The sequence below is a fragment of the Rummeliibacillus stabekisii genome (genome assembly GCF_007988965.1).
In the GTDB taxonomy this organism is placed as follows: domain Bacteria; phylum Bacillota; class Bacilli; order Bacillales_A; family Planococcaceae; genus Rummeliibacillus; species Rummeliibacillus stabekisii.
This window is the reverse complement of record NZ_BJVD01000011.1, coordinates 65,977-88,566: the sequence shown is the minus strand read 5'-3', so window position 1 is coordinate 88,566 and position 22,590 is coordinate 65,977. Positions and strand designations below refer to the sequence as shown.

The 22,590-nt window shown below is 36.8% G+C and carries 19 protein-coding genes; 8 read left to right on the top strand and 11 right to left on the bottom strand.

Translation table 11 applies throughout. From position 1 onward, the window contains the following. From RST01_RS14250 to RST01_RS14230, 5 genes are all read right to left on the bottom strand, one after another. Window positions 1-450 (bottom strand): hypothetical protein (locus RST01_RS14250; protein WP_147197808.1); only part of this gene is annotated, 450 nt, incomplete at its 3' end. A 353-nt stretch (window positions 451-803) separates the two neighbouring features. Then, window positions 804-1,004, bottom strand: coding sequence for a hypothetical protein (locus RST01_RS14245; RefSeq protein WP_147197806.1), 201 nt, complete (start codon window positions 1,002-1,004; stop codon window positions 804-806). A 191-nt stretch (window positions 1,005-1,195) separates the two neighbouring features. Next, window positions 1,196-2,989, bottom strand: coding sequence for a S9 family peptidase (locus tag RST01_RS14240; RefSeq protein WP_147197804.1), 1,794 nt, complete (start codon window positions 2,987-2,989; stop codon window positions 1,196-1,198). A gap of 575 nt (window positions 2,990-3,564) precedes the next feature. After that, entirely contained in the window at window positions 3,565-4,497 is a 933-nt protein-coding gene (locus tag RST01_RS14235) for a tetratricopeptide repeat protein (protein ID WP_147197802.1), read from the bottom strand. A gap of 164 nt (window positions 4,498-4,661) precedes the next feature. Further along, window positions 4,662-5,135, bottom strand: a complete 474-nt coding sequence (locus RST01_RS14230) for a DUF2306 domain-containing protein (protein ID WP_147197814.1) — start codon at window positions 5,133-5,135, stop codon at window positions 4,662-4,664. Between the two features lie 588 nt (window positions 5,136-5,723). Between RST01_RS14230 and RST01_RS14225 the strand changes: the two genes are divergently transcribed. The 3 genes from RST01_RS14225 to RST01_RS14215 all read left to right on the top strand — a co-directional run bounded on the left by RST01_RS14225 (window position 5,724) and on the right by RST01_RS14215 (window position 8,582). After that, window positions 5,724-6,974 carry an MDR family MFS transporter gene (locus RST01_RS14225; protein ID WP_244946731.1) on the top strand — a complete coding sequence of 417 codons (1,251 nt, stop codon included), beginning with the start codon at window positions 5,724-5,726 and terminating at the stop codon, window positions 6,972-6,974. A 56-nt stretch (window positions 6,975-7,030) separates the two neighbouring features. Continuing rightward, window positions 7,031-7,792 (top strand): phosphotransferase family protein, encoded by a 762-nt coding sequence (locus RST01_RS14220; protein ID WP_147197800.1) that lies wholly within the window; start codon window positions 7,031-7,033, stop codon window positions 7,790-7,792. A 145-nt stretch (window positions 7,793-7,937) separates the two neighbouring features. Further along, window positions 7,938-8,582, top strand: a complete 645-nt coding sequence (locus RST01_RS14215; protein WP_147197798.1) for a hypothetical protein — start codon at window positions 7,938-7,940, stop codon at window positions 8,580-8,582. Between the two features lie 127 nt (window positions 8,583-8,709). Here RST01_RS14215 and RST01_RS14210 read toward each other — a convergent pair whose 3' ends face one another. Continuing rightward, window positions 8,710-10,716: a YhgE/Pip domain-containing protein gene (locus RST01_RS14210; protein WP_147197796.1), complete on the bottom strand. Its 2,007-nt coding sequence runs from the start codon at window positions 10,714-10,716 to the stop codon at window positions 8,710-8,712. Window positions 10,717-10,838: 122 nt separating this feature from the next. On the opposite strand from RST01_RS14210, the gene RST01_RS14205 reads away from it, so the two are divergent. Further along, window positions 10,839-11,738 (top strand): LysR family transcriptional regulator, encoded by a 900-nt coding sequence (locus RST01_RS14205; RefSeq protein WP_147197794.1) that lies wholly within the window; start codon window positions 10,839-10,841, stop codon window positions 11,736-11,738. A 143-nt stretch (window positions 11,739-11,881) separates the two neighbouring features. On the opposite strand, the gene RST01_RS14200 is transcribed toward RST01_RS14205, so the two are convergent. The 3 genes from RST01_RS14200 to RST01_RS14190 all read right to left on the bottom strand — a co-directional run bounded on the left by RST01_RS14200 (window position 11,882) and on the right by RST01_RS14190 (window position 16,402). Continuing rightward, window positions 11,882-13,105 (bottom strand): MFS transporter, encoded by a 1,224-nt coding sequence (locus RST01_RS14200; RefSeq protein ID WP_147197792.1) that lies wholly within the window; start codon window positions 13,103-13,105, stop codon window positions 11,882-11,884. 227 nt (window positions 13,106-13,332) lie between these two features. Further along, on the bottom strand, window positions 13,333-15,000 hold the full coding sequence (gene hutU, locus RST01_RS14195; RefSeq protein ID WP_147197790.1) for a urocanate hydratase: 1,668 nt from the start codon (window positions 14,998-15,000) through the stop codon (window positions 13,333-13,335). A gap of 22 nt (window positions 15,001-15,022) precedes the next feature. Continuing rightward, window positions 15,023-16,402, bottom strand: a complete 1,380-nt coding sequence (locus tag RST01_RS14190; RefSeq protein WP_147197788.1) for a YjiH family protein — start codon at window positions 16,400-16,402, stop codon at window positions 15,023-15,025. Between the two features lie 155 nt (window positions 16,403-16,557). Here RST01_RS14190 and RST01_RS14185 point away from each other — a divergent pair, with 155 nt between their 5' ends. Beyond that, window positions 16,558-18,018, top strand: a complete 1,461-nt coding sequence (locus RST01_RS14185; RefSeq protein ID WP_147197786.1) for a helix-turn-helix domain-containing protein — start codon at window positions 16,558-16,560, stop codon at window positions 18,016-18,018. Between the two features lie 129 nt (window positions 18,019-18,147). On the opposite strand, the gene RST01_RS14180 is transcribed toward RST01_RS14185, so the two are convergent. Beyond that, a complete protein-coding gene (locus RST01_RS14180; RefSeq protein ID WP_147197784.1) occupies window positions 18,148-18,696 on the bottom strand; it encodes a GNAT family N-acetyltransferase in 549 nt (182 codons plus the stop codon). Window positions 18,697-19,098: 402 nt separating this feature from the next. Between RST01_RS14180 and RST01_RS14175 the strand changes: the two genes are divergently transcribed. Continuing rightward, window positions 19,099-19,860 carry an SDR family oxidoreductase gene (locus RST01_RS14175; RefSeq protein WP_147197782.1) on the top strand — a complete coding sequence of 254 codons (762 nt, stop codon included), beginning with the start codon at window positions 19,099-19,101 and terminating at the stop codon, window positions 19,858-19,860. Window positions 19,861-20,413: 553 nt separating this feature from the next. Continuing rightward, window positions 20,414-21,214 carry a helix-turn-helix domain-containing protein gene (locus tag RST01_RS14170; RefSeq protein ID WP_147197780.1) on the top strand — a complete coding sequence of 267 codons (801 nt, stop codon included), beginning with the start codon at window positions 20,414-20,416 and terminating at the stop codon, window positions 21,212-21,214. Between the two features lie 63 nt (window positions 21,215-21,277). Here the strand turns inward: RST01_RS14170 and RST01_RS14165 are convergent, their stop codons facing one another. Then, window positions 21,278-21,763 carry an HIT family protein gene (locus RST01_RS14165; RefSeq protein ID WP_147197778.1) on the bottom strand — a complete coding sequence of 162 codons (486 nt, stop codon included), beginning with the start codon at window positions 21,761-21,763 and terminating at the stop codon, window positions 21,278-21,280. A gap of 218 nt (window positions 21,764-21,981) precedes the next feature. Between RST01_RS14165 and RST01_RS14160 the strand changes: the two genes are divergently transcribed. After that, complete coding sequence (locus RST01_RS14160; protein WP_147197776.1) at window positions 21,982-22,560, top strand: TetR/AcrR family transcriptional regulator; 579 nt, start codon at window positions 21,982-21,984, stop codon at window positions 22,558-22,560. Window positions 22,561-22,590 lie beyond the last annotated feature (30 nt).

The following is a 22,590-nucleotide window of genomic DNA, read 5'->3' as shown; positions in this document are numbered from 1 at the left end:
CAGGTTATCAGAATACTCCGTGTCCGCTTCATATAAATCAGTTAACTTGATTTCCTTTTTATCATGCCTATAAAAAAAGGGCCCTGTTTGAACGTTAATCGTATTCGCTGTTGTATACGCAGAAACATTCATATCAGCCATCTGTTGCATATATTCATCGATGATTTTATAGAACGGTTCGTCTACTTTTTCATCTATAATTTTACCAATTCCCTTGGCATAATCATATAATTTTTTGTACTTCTCGCGTATGGATTTCGCTTCTGGTTGGTATGTCTGAGGGCTAAAAGAAATGGCTCTATCGATATCTTTGTCTGCTATTTCACTCTTAGAATCCTTAAATAGGTCATCTGCATGCTCATACTTATTGTCATATTTGTGTGCTTCATTCACTTTTTCAAGTGCCGAAGCTATACTCTTCCACTTTGACTCTTCATAGAGAATCTTCACCTGCTACACCACCTTATAAAACAAATTAAGATTAATTCCTCAATTGTAAAAAATTTATAAATTAATTTTAAAAAAGGGGCATACAGGCGTCAATGAGCATTATAGGTTATACAGGACCTAAACAAAACACCTCATTTTTTAATAAAAAATAGAAAGTTATTAAAAATATGAAATAAAGATAAAAGGATTCGATTTCTCCTACTAAAAAAATCCTGCATTTGAAATTGCATCATAAGTTTATTGGTATATATCTAATTACTCCTTCTGCTTCTTTTGGTAAATAGGTATTGCAAAAAATAGATCACTAAGTACTTTGCCATCTGAAGTTAAAGAGGTCATGTATTAGGTTTTACTTAATTAATCTTGCTTTTGGCTTTTTTTCTTTTCACTACAGCCTCAAAAAGAACAATAAAGACCACTCCTGCTATGAAAAAGATAAATCCGAGAGGGCTATGCTTGATAAATATAAAATATAAACCGATAGGAAAAACAAGAATAAAGATTAACCATTCAAACATAGAGTTTCCTAATAACTTTTTAGATAATAAATTCAATAGAATCACTCCTCTACTATGTATACTTTCAATAACTGCATTATTATTTATAATATCAACAGTACTATACATCATACAAAAATTAACATACAAAAGCATATTTGTTAAATACATAATGAAGCTAATTAAACCTATTGAAATTATTCACATAAAAAGAGAAGTGCTATAGCACTTCTCTTAACCTGTAATTGTTAAACTTTCACCCCAATAAACTGATTAAAGAACGAGAGAATCTTTTGGTATACGGCAATTTCATTTTCTTTTTTCGAGAAGCCGTGTCCTTCATCCTCTAGCAACATATATTCCACATCGCGCCCTTTTTCCTGTAAGGCTTTGACGATTTGATCGGATTCTTCTTTTACGACGCGAGGATCGTTTGCACCTTGGATGACAAGCATCGGCTTGGTCATCGTTTCTAGATAGGTGATTGGCGAGTATTCAATCAGCTTTTCTCTATCTTTCTCTGGATTCCCTACCCATTGATCCATAATTGGCTTCCAGTCTTCCGGCACTGATTGAATAAACGAGAATAAATCGGAGGGACCAAAAATGTCGACAACTGCCTTAAAGTAGTCCGCATGTCGTCCATGTAAAAGCAATGCCATATAACCGCCGTAGCTTCCGCCCATCAATAATATATTCCCTTTTTCTGTATACCCATTGTCGATGAGCCAATCCAAACCTGCGACATTATCGAGGCGTGGCCCGTAACCCCAATCTCCCTCCACCATCTTCATGAATTCTAATCCGTAACCTGAAGAACCGCGGAAGTTTGGCGCAAATATACTAAATCCTTGATTCAGCATGAATTGGAAAGAAGCTCTGAAAAATTTTCGTTCTGATGCTTGCGGCCCGCCATGCGGCCAGAAAATAATTTCACCATTATCATTTTCTTTTTTCGCCTTGAAAAATAATGCTTCGATTTCAAGCCCATCATAGGACGGGTATGTAATCACGTCAGGCTCGACCATATCATACTTTTCTACACCCGGCACAGTGTAGTTTGTTAAAGATACCCACTCGTCCTCTACTTTTTTATAAATATTGCGAGGATTTGTGGCACCTCTTCCTAATAAATACAAAGTGCCCGATTTCGTCACAACCAGCTTTTCAATGACACTAGCAGGCGTCTTTAGCTGATTCCACTCGCCATTTTCCAAATTGTATTCATACAGATGATCTTCTACACCTTTTTCGCTAGCAATATACAAAAGCTTTCGTTCCTTATCATATTGCAAGCTGCTAAATCCTTCGTTTTCTATTTCTTTTATTTTTTTAAATTCGTGCGTATCCAGATTATAAGAAGCCAGGTATGTGAAGTCCGCTTCATAATCCGTCAACAAATAGATCACTGAATCTGATACAAACACGCCATCACTTACAGTATGTTGCTTATCCGTTGGAGGCGTGAGCAAGATATCCTCATCGCCACGTTTTGCATACATCAACATATACGTATTCGCAAACATTTTCAAATAAAGAAACGAAGACTCATCTGGACTTTGACTAATCAGATAGGACGCTCCTCCATTCCCTTCTAAAACCTTCGTTTCTTCCCCTGTTTCTAAATGTAGACAATAGGAATTCAAGTAAGAAGGGTTTTCCTTAGAGGATGTATAATAAAGTTTTTTCCCATCTTCAGATAAAAACGGTTGGAAATTACGTGTATTTTCATGATAGACGATTTCTTTCATTACCCCGCCTTTGAGCGGGATCCCATAGAATTGGGTATTTTCATTCCCGTCATAATCAAATCCAGCAATAATGAATTGGCTTTGTTTGTCATACATGAGCGCCTGGCAGCTTTGATCAATCGTTGTCAGAGGATAAGGAAATATATTGGGCAAGTCCATCGCCCATAAATTATACTTTCCACTCAAATTGGTACTGAAAACAAGCTGCTTTTCATCAGGGCTGACCGCAAAATCTTCAATCGAAAACGTTCTTAAAAACTGTGAAACATCTGGTTTCGGAAAAGACATCATTATTAAACACACTCCTCATTATTATATTCATAAAAATTAGTATATTCTTAATTATAGCAAATATTACCACTATGAACTTATAAAATTTAAATCTAAGAAAAAAGATATTAAAGGAGCCTTTTCTGCATCTTATCGATATGCAAAATAATACAGGAATAACCTTAAAATAATAGCTTTCCAGAAAATGGTACACAGGAAATTTCAAGTATATGATTATATAAAAAGACAAAACTCACTCGAAGCTGAAAGTGAATTTTGTCTTTTTTGTGCTTTAAAATAGAGTTATCTAGAAAACACCCTGTAAACCTGAATTTCACCTTACATTAAAGGATCCCTTTTTGTGAAAAAGGTTGTTCATTTTCTATTCTTGTTCGTTCACAATCGCTCCCAATTATGAATACCCTACTAACCAGTATTTATCGATAAATAAAAAGAATCCATTTTGAGAAAGGTTGATCAAAATGCATTCTTTTAAGCAGATTTAAATATCGGTTTTATAAAAAAGCTTGATCATTTTCTATCTGTGTTCCTTCACAATAAGACATAGTTAAGAAGAAAAAGTTTTAATTATTTCTTCAGAAGTCAATCTCTTCTGTTACCTCTTCGTATTCACAATGGTTATGACGTTTACAACCAAACAAATAGCAGCCCCCAGTTATTGAAGGTTCAAATTCTATAGATGGGATTTGTTCAGATGATATTTCAACCATATTCTTATAATCATTTTTGTCTGCAAGTAATTGCTGAATATATTCTTCTTTATCATCTTCTGTCCAATTCTCATCACATTCTTCTTCCTGCGCATTTTTAATCTCTTCGTCCTTTTGCTGAATAGCTTCATATACTACTTCATTGATACGGTTACTATTTTTTGTATTAGAAAGAGAATAGATATACCTAGTAACCCAATAAGGTTCTTTCAAGTATTCTTTCCATCCTTTTTCAAACCAAAAGATCGCTTTCTCAAAACATTCCATTTCAACATACAAATCAGCAACTTCAATTTCCCCTACATAATCATCTGCACCTGGATTAAATGCATCTAATTTCTCTTTTGCTTCTTTTTTCATTCCAAGATCAATTAAACATTTAACATGGCTTAACATCACATCATCAGAATCGCCTGCAACTCGTAGAAAAAAGTTAGAGGCTTCCGTGAAATCTCCAAGATGGTACTTTGCTAAAGCTAAATTATGATAAGCTTCATTGGAAGGTTGAATCGAAATGGATTTCAATAATGTATCTAAAGCAAGTTTCCACTTTTTTTGCCTCAAGTAAATTTCCCCGAGTAAGGTATAAGGGAAATACGAGTTAGGATTCATAGCAATGGCTTCTTCTATTAATTCGAGAGCCTTTTGATCATTCTCTTCCTCGTAGCTGTATATCCAAGCAAGATTATTCAGTGACTGGATATTTCTGGATTCTCTTAGTGCTTTTTGAAAAAGCTCTAAGGCCTCTTCATAGTCATTTTGTTCAAATAGCTCTATTGCCTTTTGGTTAGTATTCAATCGTTTCTCCCTAATTTCTAATGATTTTTATTATATAACATATTTATTCAATGGTCCTTTCCATAAATAAAGACACCCTTCCTTATTGGAGAAAAGCTCCCGATTATTGAATAAGAAACTCCGGCAATACAGGGTTTTAGACGGCTATAAAATGTAAGAAGCGCTTAAAAATTAACTTCTTTTTTTGGAGCGTATTTTTTACCTACTTTAAATATGAGCGGAGTTCCTATTATTGTAGGTAGAAACCAGAATAACAAAATAGGCAGTTCATTTAAAACTGGTATACTAGGAATATTAACTACTAAAGTTGCAGTTACAATACCTATATAAGAACCTAGCATTGCTCCTATATGAGCACCTATCCAATTTTTCCACTTCTTCTTGACCGCTAAATAGCCCAATAATGCAAGCCCATAAGAAAACAGAGCGATGTAGAATAAATATTGGCTTTTTTCCCAATGAATTACCGACATAACCAAAGCTGTTATAAATACAAGAACATAAGACCAGTGGTATATCTCGCCAGATACAGTATGTTTCCCTCTCTTCTTTTTAGAAGACATTGCAAATATCCCGCTTATTAAACAAATCATCCCTGTAACTATATGAGTTATTAAAAATACGTTAAACAATAACATCACCTCAATACTTATAACACATATATCTTAAATTTCCTTTTAGTGTAAAGTTAAATATCCTTTAAATCAACAATATTTACGAAAACAGCGATAAAAAAAGAGTAGACGTTTCCGCGTCTACTCTCATGGCTAACAGTATTAGTGTTGTCTTGTAATTATAATGAATTGAGTTTTTGGTGTCCGTACTTAATAAGTACTCACATTATACCCTACTCTTTATTTTTCGCAATACTAAACGTTGGTATTTATGATAAACATGCAACTTTAATAAGAATAGTAAGTAAGAAAGCTATGAAGCTAATACTTACAAATTGCTTTAGGTTGTTCCAGTTCATATGAAATCTCCTATGCAGTCACTCTGAAAACAGTATCAAGGATAATAATAGAAAGAAGGGGTTTTGTTTTCCCCTTCTTTAGCATGTAGAGAAATCTGACCTCTTCAAAAACGGTTGTATGTAGGGAAAGGACATGGTAACTTTTAAAAGTGGGAAAATTTTTAATTAATAGAAATAACGAAAGGATTCCCAATTTGTAAACATCATAGAATTGAGGGAATTACATATGAAATGGAAGGATTGGGACCGCAATTTGAAGGTCCGGCTTTACGGTGAATTTCTAACTAACATGTTACTTTGGATGTTCTTGCCGTATATGGCCATTTATTTTTCAGACCGACTGGGAAAAGGGCTCGCAGGCATCTTACTTATCGTCTCTCAGCTTGTAGGCGTCTTCACCAATTTGATTGGCGGCTATTGCGCCGATAAATTTGGCCGAAAAAGAATGATGTTCATCTCGATGTTCGGCCAAGGGCTTGCTTTCATTGCCTTTGCTTTAGCCAATTCACCATGGCTTCAATCGGCTATGCTCAGCTTTATTTGCTTCTCCATACTTGGTTTCTTCGGTTCCTTTTATATGCCGGCCAGCCATGCGATGGTGGCCGATGTGGTTCCTGAAAAGCATCGCAGCGAGGTGTTCGCTGTCTTCTATACAGCTATCAATATCTCCGTGGTAATCGGCCCCATACTAGGCGGCATCTTTTTCTTCGATCATCGATTCGGACTCTTAATCACAAGTGCCGCAGCCAGCTTTTTTGTCGCTTTTTTAATTTATGCATTCATCAGAGAAACCACGCCGGCATCTCTAGAAGGGTTATCCACATCCAATGAGCAAGCTAGTAATTGGCTCACTGTGATAAATGAGCAATTGAAGGATTATCAGGTCATTATTAAGGATAAGGTCTTTTTGTTATTTATCATAGGCGGCATATTCGCAGCGCAAGCTTTTATGCAAATGGATCTATTACTCGCCGTTTACATGAAAGAAATGGTTCCCGTACAGAATCTGTTTTCTTTTGGTGATTGGTCCCTTAAAGCATCAGGAGAGAAGGCATTCGGTTGGGTTGTTGCCGAAAATGGACTGCTCGTTGCCCTCTTTACGGTATTTATTTCAAAATGGATGACGAAATATAAAGAACGCAATGTATTTATCATGTCTTCCTGCTTATACGGCCTAGCTATGCTGATTTTCGGTTATACGACCAGTATTTGGGTGATCATTTTAGGCATGTTTGTTTTCACAACTGCGGAACTAATTGTCGTAGGCATTCAAGATAGCTTTATCGCCAAAATCTCACCGGAGCATATGAGAGGTCAATACTTTGCAGCAGGCAGCCTTCGCTTCACGATTGGTCGAGCGCTTGCACCTATTGCTATTCCGCTGTCAGCTTGGATTGGCTACACATGGACTTTTAATCTATTGGCTTTTTCTACCCTCATCGGAGCATTCGCGTATTTGCTGACTTTTAAGTTGAGTGGAAAAGTGAAACGAAGTGTGTCATAGAAGGACCCTTAGAGTCTGAGTTCAAAATTTAATAAATGATTGATTGGAGGAAAGGTATGAATTTTAAAGGAAATCTGATCGCCACCGGTAATACTGCAAATCTATATCTATGGAATAATAAAATAGTAAAGGTTTTCAAAGAAAATCTACCACCTACTGAATCATTATATGAAGCTAAGAAACAAGAGTTTGCCTATTCATGTGGGCTGAATGTTCCAAAAGTATTAGAGGTTAAAAAGATAAACGGAATACAGGCAATAATAATGGAATACATCAACGGTGAAACCTTAGGACATCGTCTATTAAAAAATCAAATTGAGGCTGAGCAATATATTAATGTCCTTGTTAATATTCAAAAAAGAATACATGAAGTCAAGGTAGAATCAGAGGAAATTGAACGTATGGATATAAAAGTTAGCCGTAAGATTGAATCAGCTCCATCCCTAAATCAAAGACAAAAAAAGGCGTTATTTAGTAGGTTAAACTCTTTAAAGTATGAACCCAGATTATGCCATGGGGATCTGCACCCATTTAATCTAATTATGAACGAAGATGTAGTTAGTATCATTGATTGGGTAGATGCTAGTGCTGGGGATATCCGTGCAGACGTATGTCGTACTTATTTATTATTATCTCAGCATTCCATTGAATTAGCTGAGCTATATTTACACTTATATTGTTGTAATATAAACATATCCAAAAGCGAAATACTCCAATGGTTGCCAATAATTGCAGGAGCCATGTTAGACGAAAACGTATCTTCTTCTGAAGAAAATAAAAGGCTAATGAATATTGTCATTCAAATTTGTGATGGATAATCTGTTTGAGCTTTTAATCTCTTGGCCAACTCTACCCTCATCGGAGCATTCGCGTTTTTGCTGACTTTTCAGTTGAGTGGAAAAGGAAAGCAGCCTATGTCATAAAAAGATGAATACAGCTTATTACACAAGAAGGAGCAATTGAATGGCAGTAGCGATACATTCTACAAATAACCAACATACTTTAAAATCCTACAGTCTTTTTTTCTGTATAGGACTAGCTACCGGGATTATCAGTAGGTTAACAGACTTCTTACCTTATAATAATCTTTGGAGTCTAAGTTCAATCGCCACATTATATGGCTTCTGGATGGTCACAGTAACATTGGTCATCTACTTTAGTGTCTCAAATATAAATGCGGCTATTAATGTATTCGTATACTTAATGGGTATGAATGTAAGCTTTTACCTTTTAAAATATTTACTCGGCTTTTTCACTCCAAGGTTCTACGAAGAAGAATTTCAATGGAATCTTTTTATACTTTATAGCGTTTTTGCTTTAGTATGTAGTGCTATTAGTTACGTACTCTACTATTGGAACAAAGAGAATAGGATCAGCAGTCTTTTATATGCATTGCCTGTAAGTGGGTTAGCTGCGGAAACATTAGCTGTGGGCATCTATCTATACAATCATCATACTTTTTTATTTCAGCTGTTTTTCGATTTCATTAGTTTACTCCTAATAGGCAGCTGGTTTTATCAAAAAGCAAACAATAAACTCATGTATATAGCAACTATCAGCGCCATGACTTTAATCGGCTATCTGTTGGTTTATCATCCTTTTCTCTAAGTGAATATACAAAAAAGCAACTGAATCAGTCAGTTGCTTTTTTTAATTTAAGACTAACTAAACTGCTTAGTTAGTCCCGAGTTCTCCATAACAACAAAAAAGAGAAGGCATATGCCCTCCCTTTTCCTTATGAAGTTACGACTTCCTCAGCCGGTTTTTCACGATGTTGAATATGGCTTGCCACCCATGCAACCAAAATAGCTGCAGCAAGGTAAATGACTAAGTAAAGTAATTGAGATTGCAGTTCATGCCAATTTCCTAGAGAAATGACCTCCTGCATACTCTTGAGCGAATGAGCCATAGGCATCCATTGCCCTACCTTGCTTAACAGTGGAGTTCCAAGCTCCATTGGGAATGTCCCACCACAGGTTGCTAGTTGGAAAACAAGGAAAGTAACGGCTAGGAACTTCCCTACTAAACCAAATACAGTAACCAGCATTAAAATAAATGTCATAAAGGTAAAGGAGACAATTACGCTAGAAAGCATAAATAGTGGAACACTTGCCACCTCTAGCTTAATGACGCCTAATACAATCGCGTCCACAATCATTGCCTGTATAAAACCAATCGTATATACAAGCCCCAATTTGTTGATCAAATGATGCGTACCATTTACAATGCGTTCTTTTCTTCTGCCAAGCGGCAGGATGTTTGATGCCATAATACCACCCACATAGAAAGCAAGTGATAGGAAGTAAGGTGCTATGCCCGATCCATAGTTAGGCACGTTAGAAAGACTTGTTTCCTTCAAAATTACTGGCTCAGAAAACATATCCGTCAACGCATCATTATTAGAGATGCCACTTGTTTTTGAAGCAGCAACTTTCAATTTGGAAGAAAGGGTACTAGAGCCATCAGATAATTGGCCCATTCCATCCATTAATTTAGCTGTGCCTTCTTTAAACGGTTTTGTTCCTTCAGCCGCTTTATCGATGGCACTATTTAATGTCGTATAGCCTTTGCTCCATTCTTCGAAGCCATTGCTAAATTTAGTTGTGCCTGCTGCTAATTCACTCGCTCCAGATGCTGCTTTGTCCAAATTAGCAGAAAAACTTTCCATTCCTGCATGAACACTTTCCTGTCCAGCAGTTATCTTTTCAGCTCCCTGTGCAAGCTGTGTTTGTCCTGTTTCAAGCTGTTCAGTTGCCTGTGCAAGTCCAGTTGCCATTGCTTGCATCTTTAGAAATGCTGGGTCCTTCTTCGCATCAGGATGCGATTTTGTATAAGCATCCATTTGCTGCTGCAAAAGCTTTGCCGTGTTATTTGCTTTTGTTTGTCCTTGAAGCAGTTTTCCATTGCTAGAGGACCATTGCTTTGCCCCGTTAGCAACCTGCTGTTCACCAGTCTTCAGCGTATTCATGCCTGCCGACAGTTTTTTGGTGCCATCCGCTAATGAAAGTGAACCCTTTTCCAAGTTGGCTGCACCAGCTGAAAGTGTCTCTTCACCATTGAGAAGCTTATGGCTACCATTTGACAATTGATTCATACCTTGGTCAAGCTGGCCAAAACCATTATTCAATTTTGCAACAGCATCTTTAGCATTCGTTATGCCTGTGTGAAGTTCATCTGCTCCGTCTCCAGCTTTCTTTAAACCTTTGCCGAGTGTTTGGAATTTATCAAACACACCTTTTGCATATGTTTTGGTAATACTGTTTGAAATCTTCTCGTTTATTTTTTCTATTGCAGTTGTACTGATCTGCGAAGCTACAAAATTTCCGCCTGGATTTGTCTTTGACAGAAGTTGTGCAGGAACTGGATGTTTATCCATTAGGGTACTAATGTGTTTTGAAAAATCTTCGGGAACGGTAATCACCATATAATAATCCCCATCTTTCAGCCCCTTATTGGCCTTCTCCTCCGACATAAAGTGAAAATCCAATTCCTTGTTCTCTTTTAATTCCTTTACAAAGTCTTTACCTGCTTTGATATGGTCTTTGCCCATCATAGCACCAGTATCTTTGTTTACTACCGCTACGGGCAAGTTATCTAATTTGCCATAGGGATTCCAATATCCTGCTAAGAAGAATCCGGCATAGATTAAAGGTACAATTAGAAGAAAAATTAATGCAATACGTCCATGAGAATGCTTCCACATTGCCATAAAATCGCGCTTAATCAATTGTAAGCCATTCAAGTATTATCACATCCTCAATTTTTTTCACCTTACTTATAGTAATTACTTTTATGCATGTTGTATAATACATTATTAATTATAAAATGATAGCTTCAAATCTATATACGAAAGGACTACCATCTTTGGAACTATTACAGCTACATTATTTCCAGACTGTTGCAAGGCTAGAGCATATGACAAAAGCGGCCAAAAAGCTGCAGATTGCCCAGCCCTCTCTCAGTAAAACGATATCAAGATTGGAAGAAGATTTGGGTGCACCTCTATTTAACAGAGAACATCGTCAGATCAAATTAAATGAGTTTGGGAAGTTGTTTTTAAAACGGGTTGATAGAGTATTTTTGGAGTTAAATGAAGGGAGGAAGGAAATTTTAGAGCTCTCCAATCAGCAGGAAAGCAAGATTACACTGGCTGTTACGATTCCACGCGTTCTGCCTGATCTTCTAAAGAGCTTTTTATCTCATTATCCGAATGTAAAATTCCAGCAGTTTCTACAGCCTTCCTCTTTCGTAAAGGGACAATTAGTGGAAGGGAAAATCGATTATTGCCTATCTTCCATTCCTATCGACGCCCCAGATATCGTATGGGAACCGCTGATCACGGAAGAAGTCTATCTCATCGTACCACCCGGGCATCCTTTTTCTAATCGAGATACGATTAAACTAGAGGAAGCAAAAAATGAATCCTTTATACAAATGCATACTGGCTATGGATTCCGTAATTTAACGGACCAGTTTTGCTACGAAGCAGGGTTTACTCCTCATATCGCCTTTGAAGGTGATGATCCTACGGTTATTGGTGACTTGGTGAAACAAGGATTAGGCATTGCCTTTATTCCAGAAATGACTTTGCTTCATCAATTTGGTCAATTCCCACATAGCCTTCGCATCACAGAGCCTCATTGTCTACGGACAATTGGGCTAGCTTGGTCTAAAAGCAACTATCTGTCAGAGACTGCACAGCAATTTAGAGAATTTGTGAAAGACTATTTTAACGTTTTGTCTACTAGGCTTAAAAAGGATTGAAATCTTAGCACTATGCTAAATAAAAAAGCCCCCTACAGTTAGGGGGCTTAAAAAATCTATTTAAGTGTTGAATTTGGTATTTATTAACCTTCGTAATTGGCAAAGGCACTCACTACGTATAGTCGAGACTTGATTTTAGCTTTTTATTTGGCTTCTTTCAATCCAGACTCATTTGATACTTCTTCCACTCTCTTACTTTTCCATATCAACGTAAAGGCTAAGCCTATCAGCATAAATATACCTGCGATAATATATGGGAAGTTAATGTTGATGTCGAATAAGAAGCCTCCTAGCGCGGGGCCAAAGATATTCCCTAGACTAGTATACGTCGAGTTCATCCCAGCGACAAACCCTTGTTGATTGCCCGCCGCTTTAGATAAAGACGTAGTTAATGCTGGACGCAGTAAATCAAAGGCTAGGAATATGATACAAGTGACAATTAGGACGGTTATAAATCCAGAAATCATAGTAGAAACGAAGGCTAAAATAGCACCTACGATTAAACAAAGCTGGATCAGCCCTTTTTCTCCGAGTTTCTCAACCAGTTTTCCAAATAGCACGATTTGTACGATGACAGCGACAATTGAGCTAAGCGTAATAATCGTTGCAATATCCTTAGCTGTAAAACCGAATTTATGATCTGAGAACAAGCTAAAAATGGTTTCATAGGCTGATAAGCCAAACGCCAAAACGAAGACAATAATAAATGCAACTAAGTAAATCGGCTTGACTGATTCCTTTAAATCTTTAAAGAATGTAGTCTCTTTACCCTTTGATAAATTTATTTTGCGTTCTTCTTTTGATATGGGTTCCTTTAATATGAAGGTTGAAGAAATGGCTGCGAGGAGTGCGATCGCTGCAGCAAAGAAGAATGGCATACGAATGCCCATATCAGCAATAAATCCACCAATACCCGGTCCAATAATAAATCCAGTACTAATCGCAGCTGACACATAGCCCATTGCTTTTGGTCTTTCCTCAAGACTTGTAATATCCGCTATATAGGCTGTAACAGCAGGCATAATAAATGCCGCACTAATGCCGCCCAATGCTCTTGATATATATAAAATGAAGATGTTCGTTCCTAATCCAAAAATAAGCTCTGATAAACTGAAAATAAATAAACCTGAAACAATCATGATTTTTCTTCCCAGATTATCAACCCACCTACCTGCAAAAGGCGAAACAATCAATTGCGATACCGCAAACACGGCTACGAGGGTTCCCATAGAACCACCTGACAAATGCATGTAATTCATGAATGATGGCATGACTGGAATAATCAATCCAACTCCAAGAAATGCGATAAAAATATTACTTAACAATATAACAATAACCATTTTTTGATCTTTCATTGATTTCACCATAAAATTCCCTCTTCTATCTCCTTTTTCATTCAATTTCTAAAATGTTTGTTGCTTTTAAAATAGCCAAGCCATTTCCCTAGTTACTTACTTATTATTCTCCTTACTTATATCCTAAGGTGTATAGTAACCATATAGTCAAACATATATTTCATTCATTAGGTAATTTATTTCATCAAAAAAGGCAGTGCAGATTTTTCTGCATTGCCTTTTATTATCTAGCTATCTTTTTATCCCTTTTTATTTAGCATCGGGATGTGTACATTTTTTTCTTTCGCCGTTTGGATGGCGATATCGTAACCCGCATCTGCGTGGCGAACAACGCCCATTCCAGGATCTGAAATCAACACTCGATTAATTTTGTCCCCAGCTAATTTAGAACCATCCGCTACGAGTACTTGGCCAGCATGCTGTGAATAACCCATGCCAACACCACCGCCATGGTGTACGCTTACCCAGCTTGCTCCTCCAGCCGTATTAATTAACGCATTTAAAATTGGCCAATCTGACACTGCATCCGAGCCGTCCTTCATACCTTCTGTTTCACGATTTGGAGAAGCAACAGATCCAGAATCCAGGTGATCACGACCAAATACGATTGGACCGCTCAACTCCCCGCTTGCTACCATTTCATTTACTTTTAGAGCGAAACGATGACGATCGCCATAGCCTAGCCAGCAAATACGAGCTGGTAGTCCTTGCCACTTCACCATTTTTTGCGCCATATCAATCCAGTTGGTTAAGCCTTCATCTTCTGCAAACATTTCTTTTGCCAGTGCATCTGTTTTATAAATATCCTCTGGATTCCCCGATAATGCGGCCCAGCGGAAAGGACCTTTGCCCTCACAGAACAATGGACGGATGTAAGCAGGTACGAAGCCAGGGAAATCAAACGCATTTTTTACGCCCATTTCTTTTGCATAAGCTCGAATGTTATTGCCGTAGTCAAATACTTCTGCCCCCGCTTCTTGGAAATCAAGCATTGTTTGGACATGGACAGCCATTGTTTGCTTTGCCAATTTTTCATAGGCTTTTGGATCTTCTTGACGCAAGATAAGAGCTTCCTCTAAACTCATTTTATTCGGTACATATCCATTAATAGGGTCATGCGCCGATGTTTGGTCCGTTACAATGTCCGGGATGACTCCGCGATCTAACAACTCTCTGTTCACGTCCGCACAGTTACCTACTAGACCGATGGATGCCGGCTCATTTTTTTCACGCAATTCATCGACTAAAGCAAGTGCTTCGTCTACTGTTTCAACCAAGTAGTCACAGTAGCCTTCTTTTATTTTACGTTCAATACGTTTACGATCTACCTCTACGACTAAAATAACAGCACCCGCCATTTTCCCAGCAAGCGGCTGTGCACCACTCATTCCTCCCATACCGCCAGTCAAAATAAATCTGCCTCTTAAATCAGGTGAACCAAATACTTTTTTGGCTGCTTCTACAAAGCTTAAATATGTTCCTTGTAAAATACCTTGTGCACCTATATAGATCCAACTGCCTGCTGTCATTTGGCCATACATCATAAGGTTGCGTTCCTCTAACTCATAGAAATGATCCCAGTTTGCCCATGCTGGAACTAAATTCGAATTGGCGATTAATACCCGCGGAGCATTTTCGTGCGTACGGAAAACCGCAACAGGCTTACCAGATTGGACAAGCAATGTTTCATCATTTTCTAGTTCCTTTAAAGAAGCAATAATTTGTTCATAACATTCCCAATTTCGCGCGGCCTTCCCGATGCCACCGTACACCACTAATTCATTTGGGTTTTCTGCCACTTCGGGATCAAGGTTATTCATCAGCATACGCATGGCTGCTTCTTGCTCCCAACCTTTACAAGATAATTGATTTCCTCTTGGTGCTTGAATAGTTTTTGTTTGAATCATGGTTTATCTCTCCTTTAAAAGTTTAGAATAAGAAAAATGCAACTGGTGTAACGAGTATTAATGTCAGAACAACTCGCTCGAACCAAATAATGATTAAATCACGAATCGATAATGGAATTTCTGTCGACAAAATTAAAGGTATGACTGCCGAGAAGAATAAAATAGCTGACACTGAAACAGTCGCTACAATAAATTTCGTTATGAGTAATGCTTTTGTGACTAACAACGATGGCAAGAAAATTTCCGTAATAGATAATGACAATGCCTTAGCAGTCAACAAAGGCTCTGGCAATTGCAATAAATACGTAAACGGTGCAAAGATATAACCAATATAATCAAAGATTGGTGTATACAGTGCCAACACAATCCCTAGTAAACCAATGGAAAGAATAGAAGGGATTACACCCATCGCCATAACAAGCCCATCTTTTAAATGAAGATATAGATTCTTTAGGAATGGAGGGTTCTTTCCCACGGTGTTTAAAGCTTCATGATATGCGGTTTGTAACCGCTTTCCTTTTACTCGAATCTCAGGATCAGGCGTTGCTCCCTCCAGATACTCATCCTTCATTCGATTAAGAGGATAAATACGAGCTGTTATTGCTGTGACAATAAATGTGATGACGAGTGAAATCCAAAAGAATTCGCTCCAGTGTCCCATAATATCAAGCGTATTAGCCATCACCACCATAAAGGTAACCGATACTGTTGAAAAACCTGTTGCAATGATTGCTGCTTCACGAATCGTATACTTGCCTTGCTTGAAAACACGATTTGTTAATAATAGTCCGACCGAGTAGCTACCCACAAAGGAGGCTACAGCGTCAACAGCAGAGCGACCTGGTGTACGGAAAATGGGTTTCATAAATGGCTGCATAAAAACACCGATAAATTCTAACAAGCCATAGCTAACCAATAGAGCTAAAAAGATAGAACCTATCGGAATTAATACACCCACCGGCTTTATTAATTTGTCCATTAAAAAAGGACCGACATCTGGAGCGAATAGCCAAGCGGGGCCTACTCCAGCAATGAGCATAATTCCCACAACTAATCCAGCCAGTTTAAATATAGATAAAATCCGGCTGACAACATCCTTTTTCCAGCTCTTATTTTTAAATGGCATCAATGCACCTGCTACAAGCAGAATCGAAATATAGACTGTAATCAATGTTGGAAATGATGTGGATAAAAAACTTACAATATGATCAATGAGAATTGAGGACTTGCCTCTCCATTCAAACGTTACAAAAAAACTAAAGATACCAATTAAACTACAGACAATCATCTTCACTGTAGTTAGCGTATTATTTGAGCTTTTTGGATAGCCTGAAGATTGCCCATCACTATTATTGGCGCCCTCTACATACTCTACAGGTAGTTCTTCTATTTTATCAGCCATAGTACATCCCCTCTCTATAAAATATCATAATATTTTTTGTTTTCTAAAAATATGGAATTTAGATAGAGAAAAAAGGAATTTTATATGTTTTTTTAACTATTTAGTTTGTATAATAGAATTAATATACTATTCTGTACTTTTATAAGGAGGAATTAATGAGGATTTTCATTGTGGATCGAGATCATTCTGAAGCTAAGGGTTTAGAATGGTACTTGAAATCTTACTTATTTAAAAATGTCGACATCTATATTTTAGAAGATATTGAACAACTCCTTCAGCTATACAAAGAAATACGACCCGATTTTATAATAGTTGAAATTGAATTAATTAAGCATCAACATGAAATTTCTTTCTTTAAATTAGCCAGGAATGAAGGGATAGAGAGCTTTGCGATTGCATCGGAGCCCCTCTTCCAACATGCTTTAAAGGCCATTCAAATGCAAGTAACTCATTTTTTCATCAAGCCAGTCGATTTGGATTCTTTGAAGCATTTCATTCTTTCCGTAACTAAAGATCAGGCTAAGAAAGCTAGTTTCACTGAAAATGAGGAACTCACTACTGATTTCTATATGGAGTTATTCTTAAATAGTAAGTTTACGTATCCTATGGAAAATCAGCAATTTTTCTTAATTGAGCCCGAGCACCAAAAAGATTTAATCATTCTTTATGAGTGGTTAAAGGATTCCTCCATTTTTGAAAAAATAGATATCCATCCATTATCAGAACGTATCGTTTGTATCTCAGGTGATGTGGACACATCCCAATTTGAAAAGAAGGCCATTTCCTTAATCCGCGAATGGCATATGTGGAGCGGCAATTATATTAATATAGCGGTCTATGATGGAAGTCCTGTTCAGTTGAACGAAGCTTATATAGCGACAAAGAAAACATTAAATCAGAGATTCTATAAAGGCTTTGAAAATCTATTTTATGTAAGCAAGAAACATACTCCAGAACCTTTCGATCCTATCTTAACTCCTGATGAACAGCAGCTCTGGATACAGAGTTTAGAAGATTATGATATACATCCAATTAAAGAGTTTCTCTACCGTTTATCGGCCCAAGGTTCCTATTTTGAGGAAGAGCCAATTCGCATTCACCTTACTAGTGTTTTGGCACAAATACGACGTTTTATGCTCAAATACCACTTACATCAAAACGCTTCATTAGAAGAGAATTATCGGAAGTTATTTCACATTATTTTGGAATATCCTATTCTCTATACGATTATTCAGGAAATCATTCTATATACACAAACTTTAATGAAGCATGTGGCCCATGCAAAAGTGGAACTAAAAGTGAATTATGCTGAATTGGCCGCAGACATCATTAAAGAACAATATAAGAATAAATCGTTGTCTTTACTTGAGACGGCGAATGAGTTAGGGATTACCTCTAACTATTTGAGCAGCATTTTTAGTAAACACCATGGTATACCGTTCAAACGCTACTTACAACATCATCGCATTCAACAAGCCCAAAAAACATTAAAAGAAACCACCTTGCCCATCAGCGAAGTAGCCAGGTTAAATGGCTTTGATGATCCGAATTACTTTACTAAAACATTCAAGGCATACACAAGTATTTCGCCTATACGGTATCGGAAAAAACATTGAGGCAAAAAACAACAAAAAAAAACGGCCAATGCCGTTTTTTTATATGCGTAAGGAAAAAGCTAAGGATAAAGATGGTCACTAGAACAATGGACAATAAAAGGAATCCTTCCATCCAATATTTTTTTGATTCTAATGATTTTCATACTGGATTTTCCCCCAAAACAATGCATCATAATATCTATTATCTATAAAATAGTGATCTGCTAATTGCCCTTCTAACTTAAAACCATTCTTTTCTAATATACGAGCCGAGCTAATATTTGCATCTACCACTTTCGCATATAATTTATGTAATTGAAGGGTTTCAAACGCAAAATTGCTCATTAATTCTACACACTCTGTACCATATCCCTTGCCCCAATGTTTTTTATCGAATACATAACCCACCTCAGCATGATTTGCTTCTTGATCAAAATTAAAAATCATAGCTGTACCTATAATTTCTTTAGTAGTTTTCAAAACAATAGAGGCGTACAGGTGTGTGCCTGAAATTTCCCGTCCTTGCATTAATTCAATAAATTTTTCTGTCTCTTCAACATCCTTCATCCTATCCCAACCAATAAATTTAGAAACATCTTCATCCGAAGCAAAGTGAAATATAGCTTCAGTGTCCTTTAAATCTAATGGTTTAAAACAAATAGCACTACCTTCTAATTGATGAAATAAGCTTTTATTCATTTTTAATCTCCTTTTTAATTATAGCCTTGCATTGGCAGATCATTAAACAATCTAATAGAGAGGCATTTTCCCTTTATTCATATAAACATTACACATAATCAGAAGCCAATTAAATATAAATCAGATATCTGGTGTCATTATACATCAAAAGCATCATTTTTCTTATATTAAGAGAGTCATAAACCTATTTATTTTATGTTTAATAGTCACTACACCTTATATCTACAAAAATGACTCCTTTCTCCTGTCAGGAAAATCATGTGCTTAGCCGTTTTAACCACTATTTGTAGGGGAAAAGTGGGATATACTATCATTAGCCTTGTAGCAAAGTTTGGGGCACTATTAGCAAACAATACAAAATGGATGTTTTCACCTCCATCTGATGAGAAAAGAGGAATTAAAATGAAACTTTCAGGAAATACAATCCTTATCACAGGCGGAAGTTCTGGAATTGGCTTAGCTTTTGCAGAAAGATTTTTAAAAGCAGGAAACAAAGTGATCGTTACAGGACGGAGAGAAAATGTTCTTCAGCAGGCAAAAGAAAAATTTCCAGAGCTGATCATTCATCAAAGCGATGTAAGCAGTGAATCTGAGCGCATTTCCCTATTCGAATGGGTAACAGAAAACTATCCCGAAGTGAATGTGTTAGTGAACAACGCAGGAATGCAACAACGTTTTAACATATTAAAAGCAGATGCAAAGAACGATTGGGCTTATTTCAATCAAGAAATTACGACCAACATTGAAGCGCCATTCCATATAACGATGCTTTTTGCACCCTATTTTGCTAAAAAAGAAGAAGCCACTTTTATTAACATTACATCTGGGTTAGCTTTTACCCCGATGGTTATCGCGCCAATCTATTCAGCTACAAAAGCAGCATTCCACTCCTTTACGATGAGCTTGCGTCACCAGCTTGCCGAAACAGGTGTAGAAGTGATTGAAGTTGCCCCTCCAGCAGTCAACACAGACCTAGGCGGTGCCGGACTGCATACAAATGGAGAGCCATTAGACGAATTTGCAGATGGCATTTTCAAAGACTTACAAGAAGGCAAACAAGAAATCGGGTACGGCTCTTCCGTTGAACGACTCCGCATGCCACGAGATAAGTCAGATGAGCACGTAGCCAATATGTATAATGCCATGAAACATACTATTGAATAACATGCTTGAATTAAAAAAGAAATACTCGCCGCAATCGGCGAGTTTTTTTCTGTAATAGTGGTAAACCAATTCAAAGTATTTTAAGAATCACGGACATGAGTACAGATCGAAAACCGTTTACTTCATAGAATACTAATGTGTGAGATACACAATAACAAAAGAGCGGTAAACAGCACGGCAAACAAGATGCTCTAGCGAAAACAAAAATAGTTGCTACTGTAGAAGCATTATCTAATCGCATTCAATATGTAGTGAATGATTTTGTAAGAATTAAAGCAGTATCTAATAAAATACGTGGTCGTGATAACGCTCTTGCACAAAACATTAAAAAAATGGATAAACAATGTCAACCCATTCATTCAAATACCATCTCATCCCATTCAGATTATCATCTTATGTAAAATAAATTCGCATCTCACACATTAAATTGAGGAGTGTACAACAAATTGTTGTACATTCTTCTTTATATTGTAAACAAAAATATTTTTATTTTTTGTCCCCTTTTCTCTACTTTCTTCTATTTACTTTATAAAAGCTGAAAGAAGGAGAAAACATGGCACGTTTTGAATATTTAGCACCTTATACATCTTTTACAACTATACAAGAAATGGACGAGCAAGTGGAACAACACATCCGCAAGCATTACTACAATTTGACCACATCCGATAAGTCCGTTCTTTATAAAATGGCTTCGCATGCATTGGATTATTCAGGTGCCTGCCACTTAAAGGCACAAACAATTTCAGATGCTTTAGGCATTTCTGTCCGAACTGTTTTCCGCACGCTCAAACGTTTAGAAGAGTTTCAGATTATCAAACGCATCCAAACAAAAAAGATGAATGGCATCAAAGGCGCCAACATCTTTTCTATTTTATCTTGTGATGACACATTGGCCGTGGCACATCAAGAAGAAGCTGAAACTCCTTGTGAGAGTAAGGTTGAAGCAGCGCAACTGGAACAGGAACCATCTTTATCTTCTAATCCTAAACATCAATACGGTAAACATACATACCCGATCTTAAATACATCTTTGCGTAATAGAATTTTTCATTATCTTTTATCAACCACTGGCAACACCTCAGAAACAAAGAAATTTGTGGATGTCGTGTACAAGCAACTAAAACCCTTGCTGGAATGGGAAATCTACCAAGTCCGCAAACAACAGCTCGAAGACATTAGCTTTACGACCTTCAAAGAAACCATTCAGCAAACTAAAAGGCAGTTCATCACCAATCCCTTTGGCTATATGTATAAAAAGCTAGATAGAAAACTAGATCGGTTTACGGTAGAAGTGATGGAGTTTTATGAGGAGGAGAGTCGGAATGGGAGTGAGATTAGATTGGAATTTCTATAGAAATCAAAAGAGATTGTTATCACTTATCTGGATAACAATCTTAAGATAATTTTTTATATTATATTACTTATTCAATTCTTTACCCAAAGCATTCATTGCATTCATTACTTCCTTAATATTTTCTCCGCTATTCATGTTGTTGCGAGCATGAAGTAGCACAGGTCTGACAGATTCTACTGAACGTCCAAATTGATACATCCATTCATACCTTGGAACCATCCAGGTATGAAAATGGTGAGTTGTGTCTTCATTGTAAAAGTAATAAACATATTCTATACTTAACACTTCCCTTTGAGCTTTTCTTATTTTTGTCAGTAAGTTTATGTAATCCAATTTTTCTGCTTCAGTTAATTCATCAAAGCATTTAATATGGCGTTTAGAAGCTAATATGATTAGTCCTTTTATTGGATATGCAACATCTTGATGGGCATGAAAATGGGCAGTTTCAATAACAACACCACCATCTGACTCAATAAGTCCACTAGTTAATGCACAGCTTAAACATTCAACTTTTACAGTCTTTCCGTTTGATAAAGTTATTTCTCTCATACAATTCCCCCTTGTTATTTTTAGTTGTGTTAACCTGTACTGCTTTTGGTTTTCTATATTAGCTGTTTGACATAAAAATAGCAATGCACATACTCGTTAATTGGGAGGAGTTCACCTTTAGATTGCTTTTACATAGTAATAAATTTAGATTGACAACACCAAACGACACTTTTATTATTATATAGACCGTTCGTTATAATTTGATGGAGGTATGATCTATGTCTAGTAAAGAAACATCCCGTGAGAAAATCTTAGAAGCAGCTACCTTGCTTTTTCATTTGAAAGGTTATCATGCTACGGGGTTAAGTGAAATACTTAAAGAGAGTGGAGCGCCTAAAGGTTCGTTATATTATCATTTCCCTAATGGTAAGGAGCAATTAGCGATTGAAGCGATTAATTTATCTGCAAAGACGATTTCAACAGTAATTAATGAAAATCTTGCCACTTATGATGACCCAGTCGAAGCATTTCAATATCATATTGGAACTATTGCGGAAAGATTTAAAGACATAGAACGAAAAACACAATTTAAAAACGTCCCACTCGGATTGCTCGCGATGGAAACTGTATTTGTCAATGAGAATTTACGCCAGGCCTGTGAAGAAACCTTTATAATTTGGGAAAAACTTTTTTACGATAAATTAAGAATGAGTGGCTATAGTGAAGATCGTGCTTGTTTGATTAGTGAAACAATTAGTGCCTTAATTGAAGGGGGCGTTACGCTATGTTTTACAAAAAAATCAAGTGAGCCATTACATCACGTGAATAAGATGATCCCTTTACTACTGTCTCAGTAAAAAGGGACTTTATTTATCGTAAAATTATAT

Bases quoted from the DNA above. Each gene is read 5' to 3' on its own strand.
- RST01_RS14240 (WP_147197804.1), bottom strand. From the start codon at position 2,989: ATGATGTCTTTTCCGAAACCAGATGTTTCACAGTTTTTAAGAACGTTT.
- RST01_RS14230 (WP_147197814.1), bottom strand. From the start codon at position 5,135: ATGTTATTGTTTAACGTATTTTTAATAACTCATATAGTTACAGGGATG.
- RST01_RS14220 (WP_147197800.1), top strand. From the start codon at position 7,031: ATGAATTTTAAAGGAAATCTGATCGCCACCGGTAATACTGCAAATCTA.
- RST01_RS14215 (WP_147197798.1), top strand. From the start codon at position 7,938: ATGGCAGTAGCGATACATTCTACAAATAACCAACATACTTTAAAATCC.
- RST01_RS14200 (WP_147197792.1), bottom strand. From the start codon at position 13,105: ATGGTGAAATCAATGAAAGATCAAAAAATGGTTATTGTTATATTGTTA.
- hutU (WP_147197790.1), bottom strand. From the start codon at position 15,000: ATGATTCAAACAAAAACTATTCAAGCACCAAGAGGAAATCAATTATCT.
- RST01_RS14190 (WP_147197788.1), bottom strand. From the start codon at position 16,402: ATGGCTGATAAAATAGAAGAACTACCTGTAGAGTATGTAGAGGGCGCC.
- RST01_RS14185 (WP_147197786.1), top strand. From the start codon at position 16,558: ATGAGGATTTTCATTGTGGATCGAGATCATTCTGAAGCTAAGGGTTTA.
- RST01_RS14180 (WP_147197784.1), bottom strand. From the start codon at position 18,696: ATGAATAAAAGCTTATTTCATCAATTAGAAGGTAGTGCTATTTGTTTT.
- RST01_RS14175 (WP_147197782.1), top strand. From the start codon at position 19,099: ATGAAACTTTCAGGAAATACAATCCTTATCACAGGCGGAAGTTCTGGA.
- RST01_RS14170 (WP_147197780.1), top strand. From the start codon at position 20,414: ATGGCACGTTTTGAATATTTAGCACCTTATACATCTTTTACAACTATA.
- RST01_RS14165 (WP_147197778.1), bottom strand. From the start codon at position 21,763: ATGAGAGAAATAACTTTATCAAACGGAAAGACTGTAAAAGTTGAATGT.
- RST01_RS14160 (WP_147197776.1), top strand. From the start codon at position 21,982: ATGTCTAGTAAAGAAACATCCCGTGAGAAAATCTTAGAAGCAGCTACC.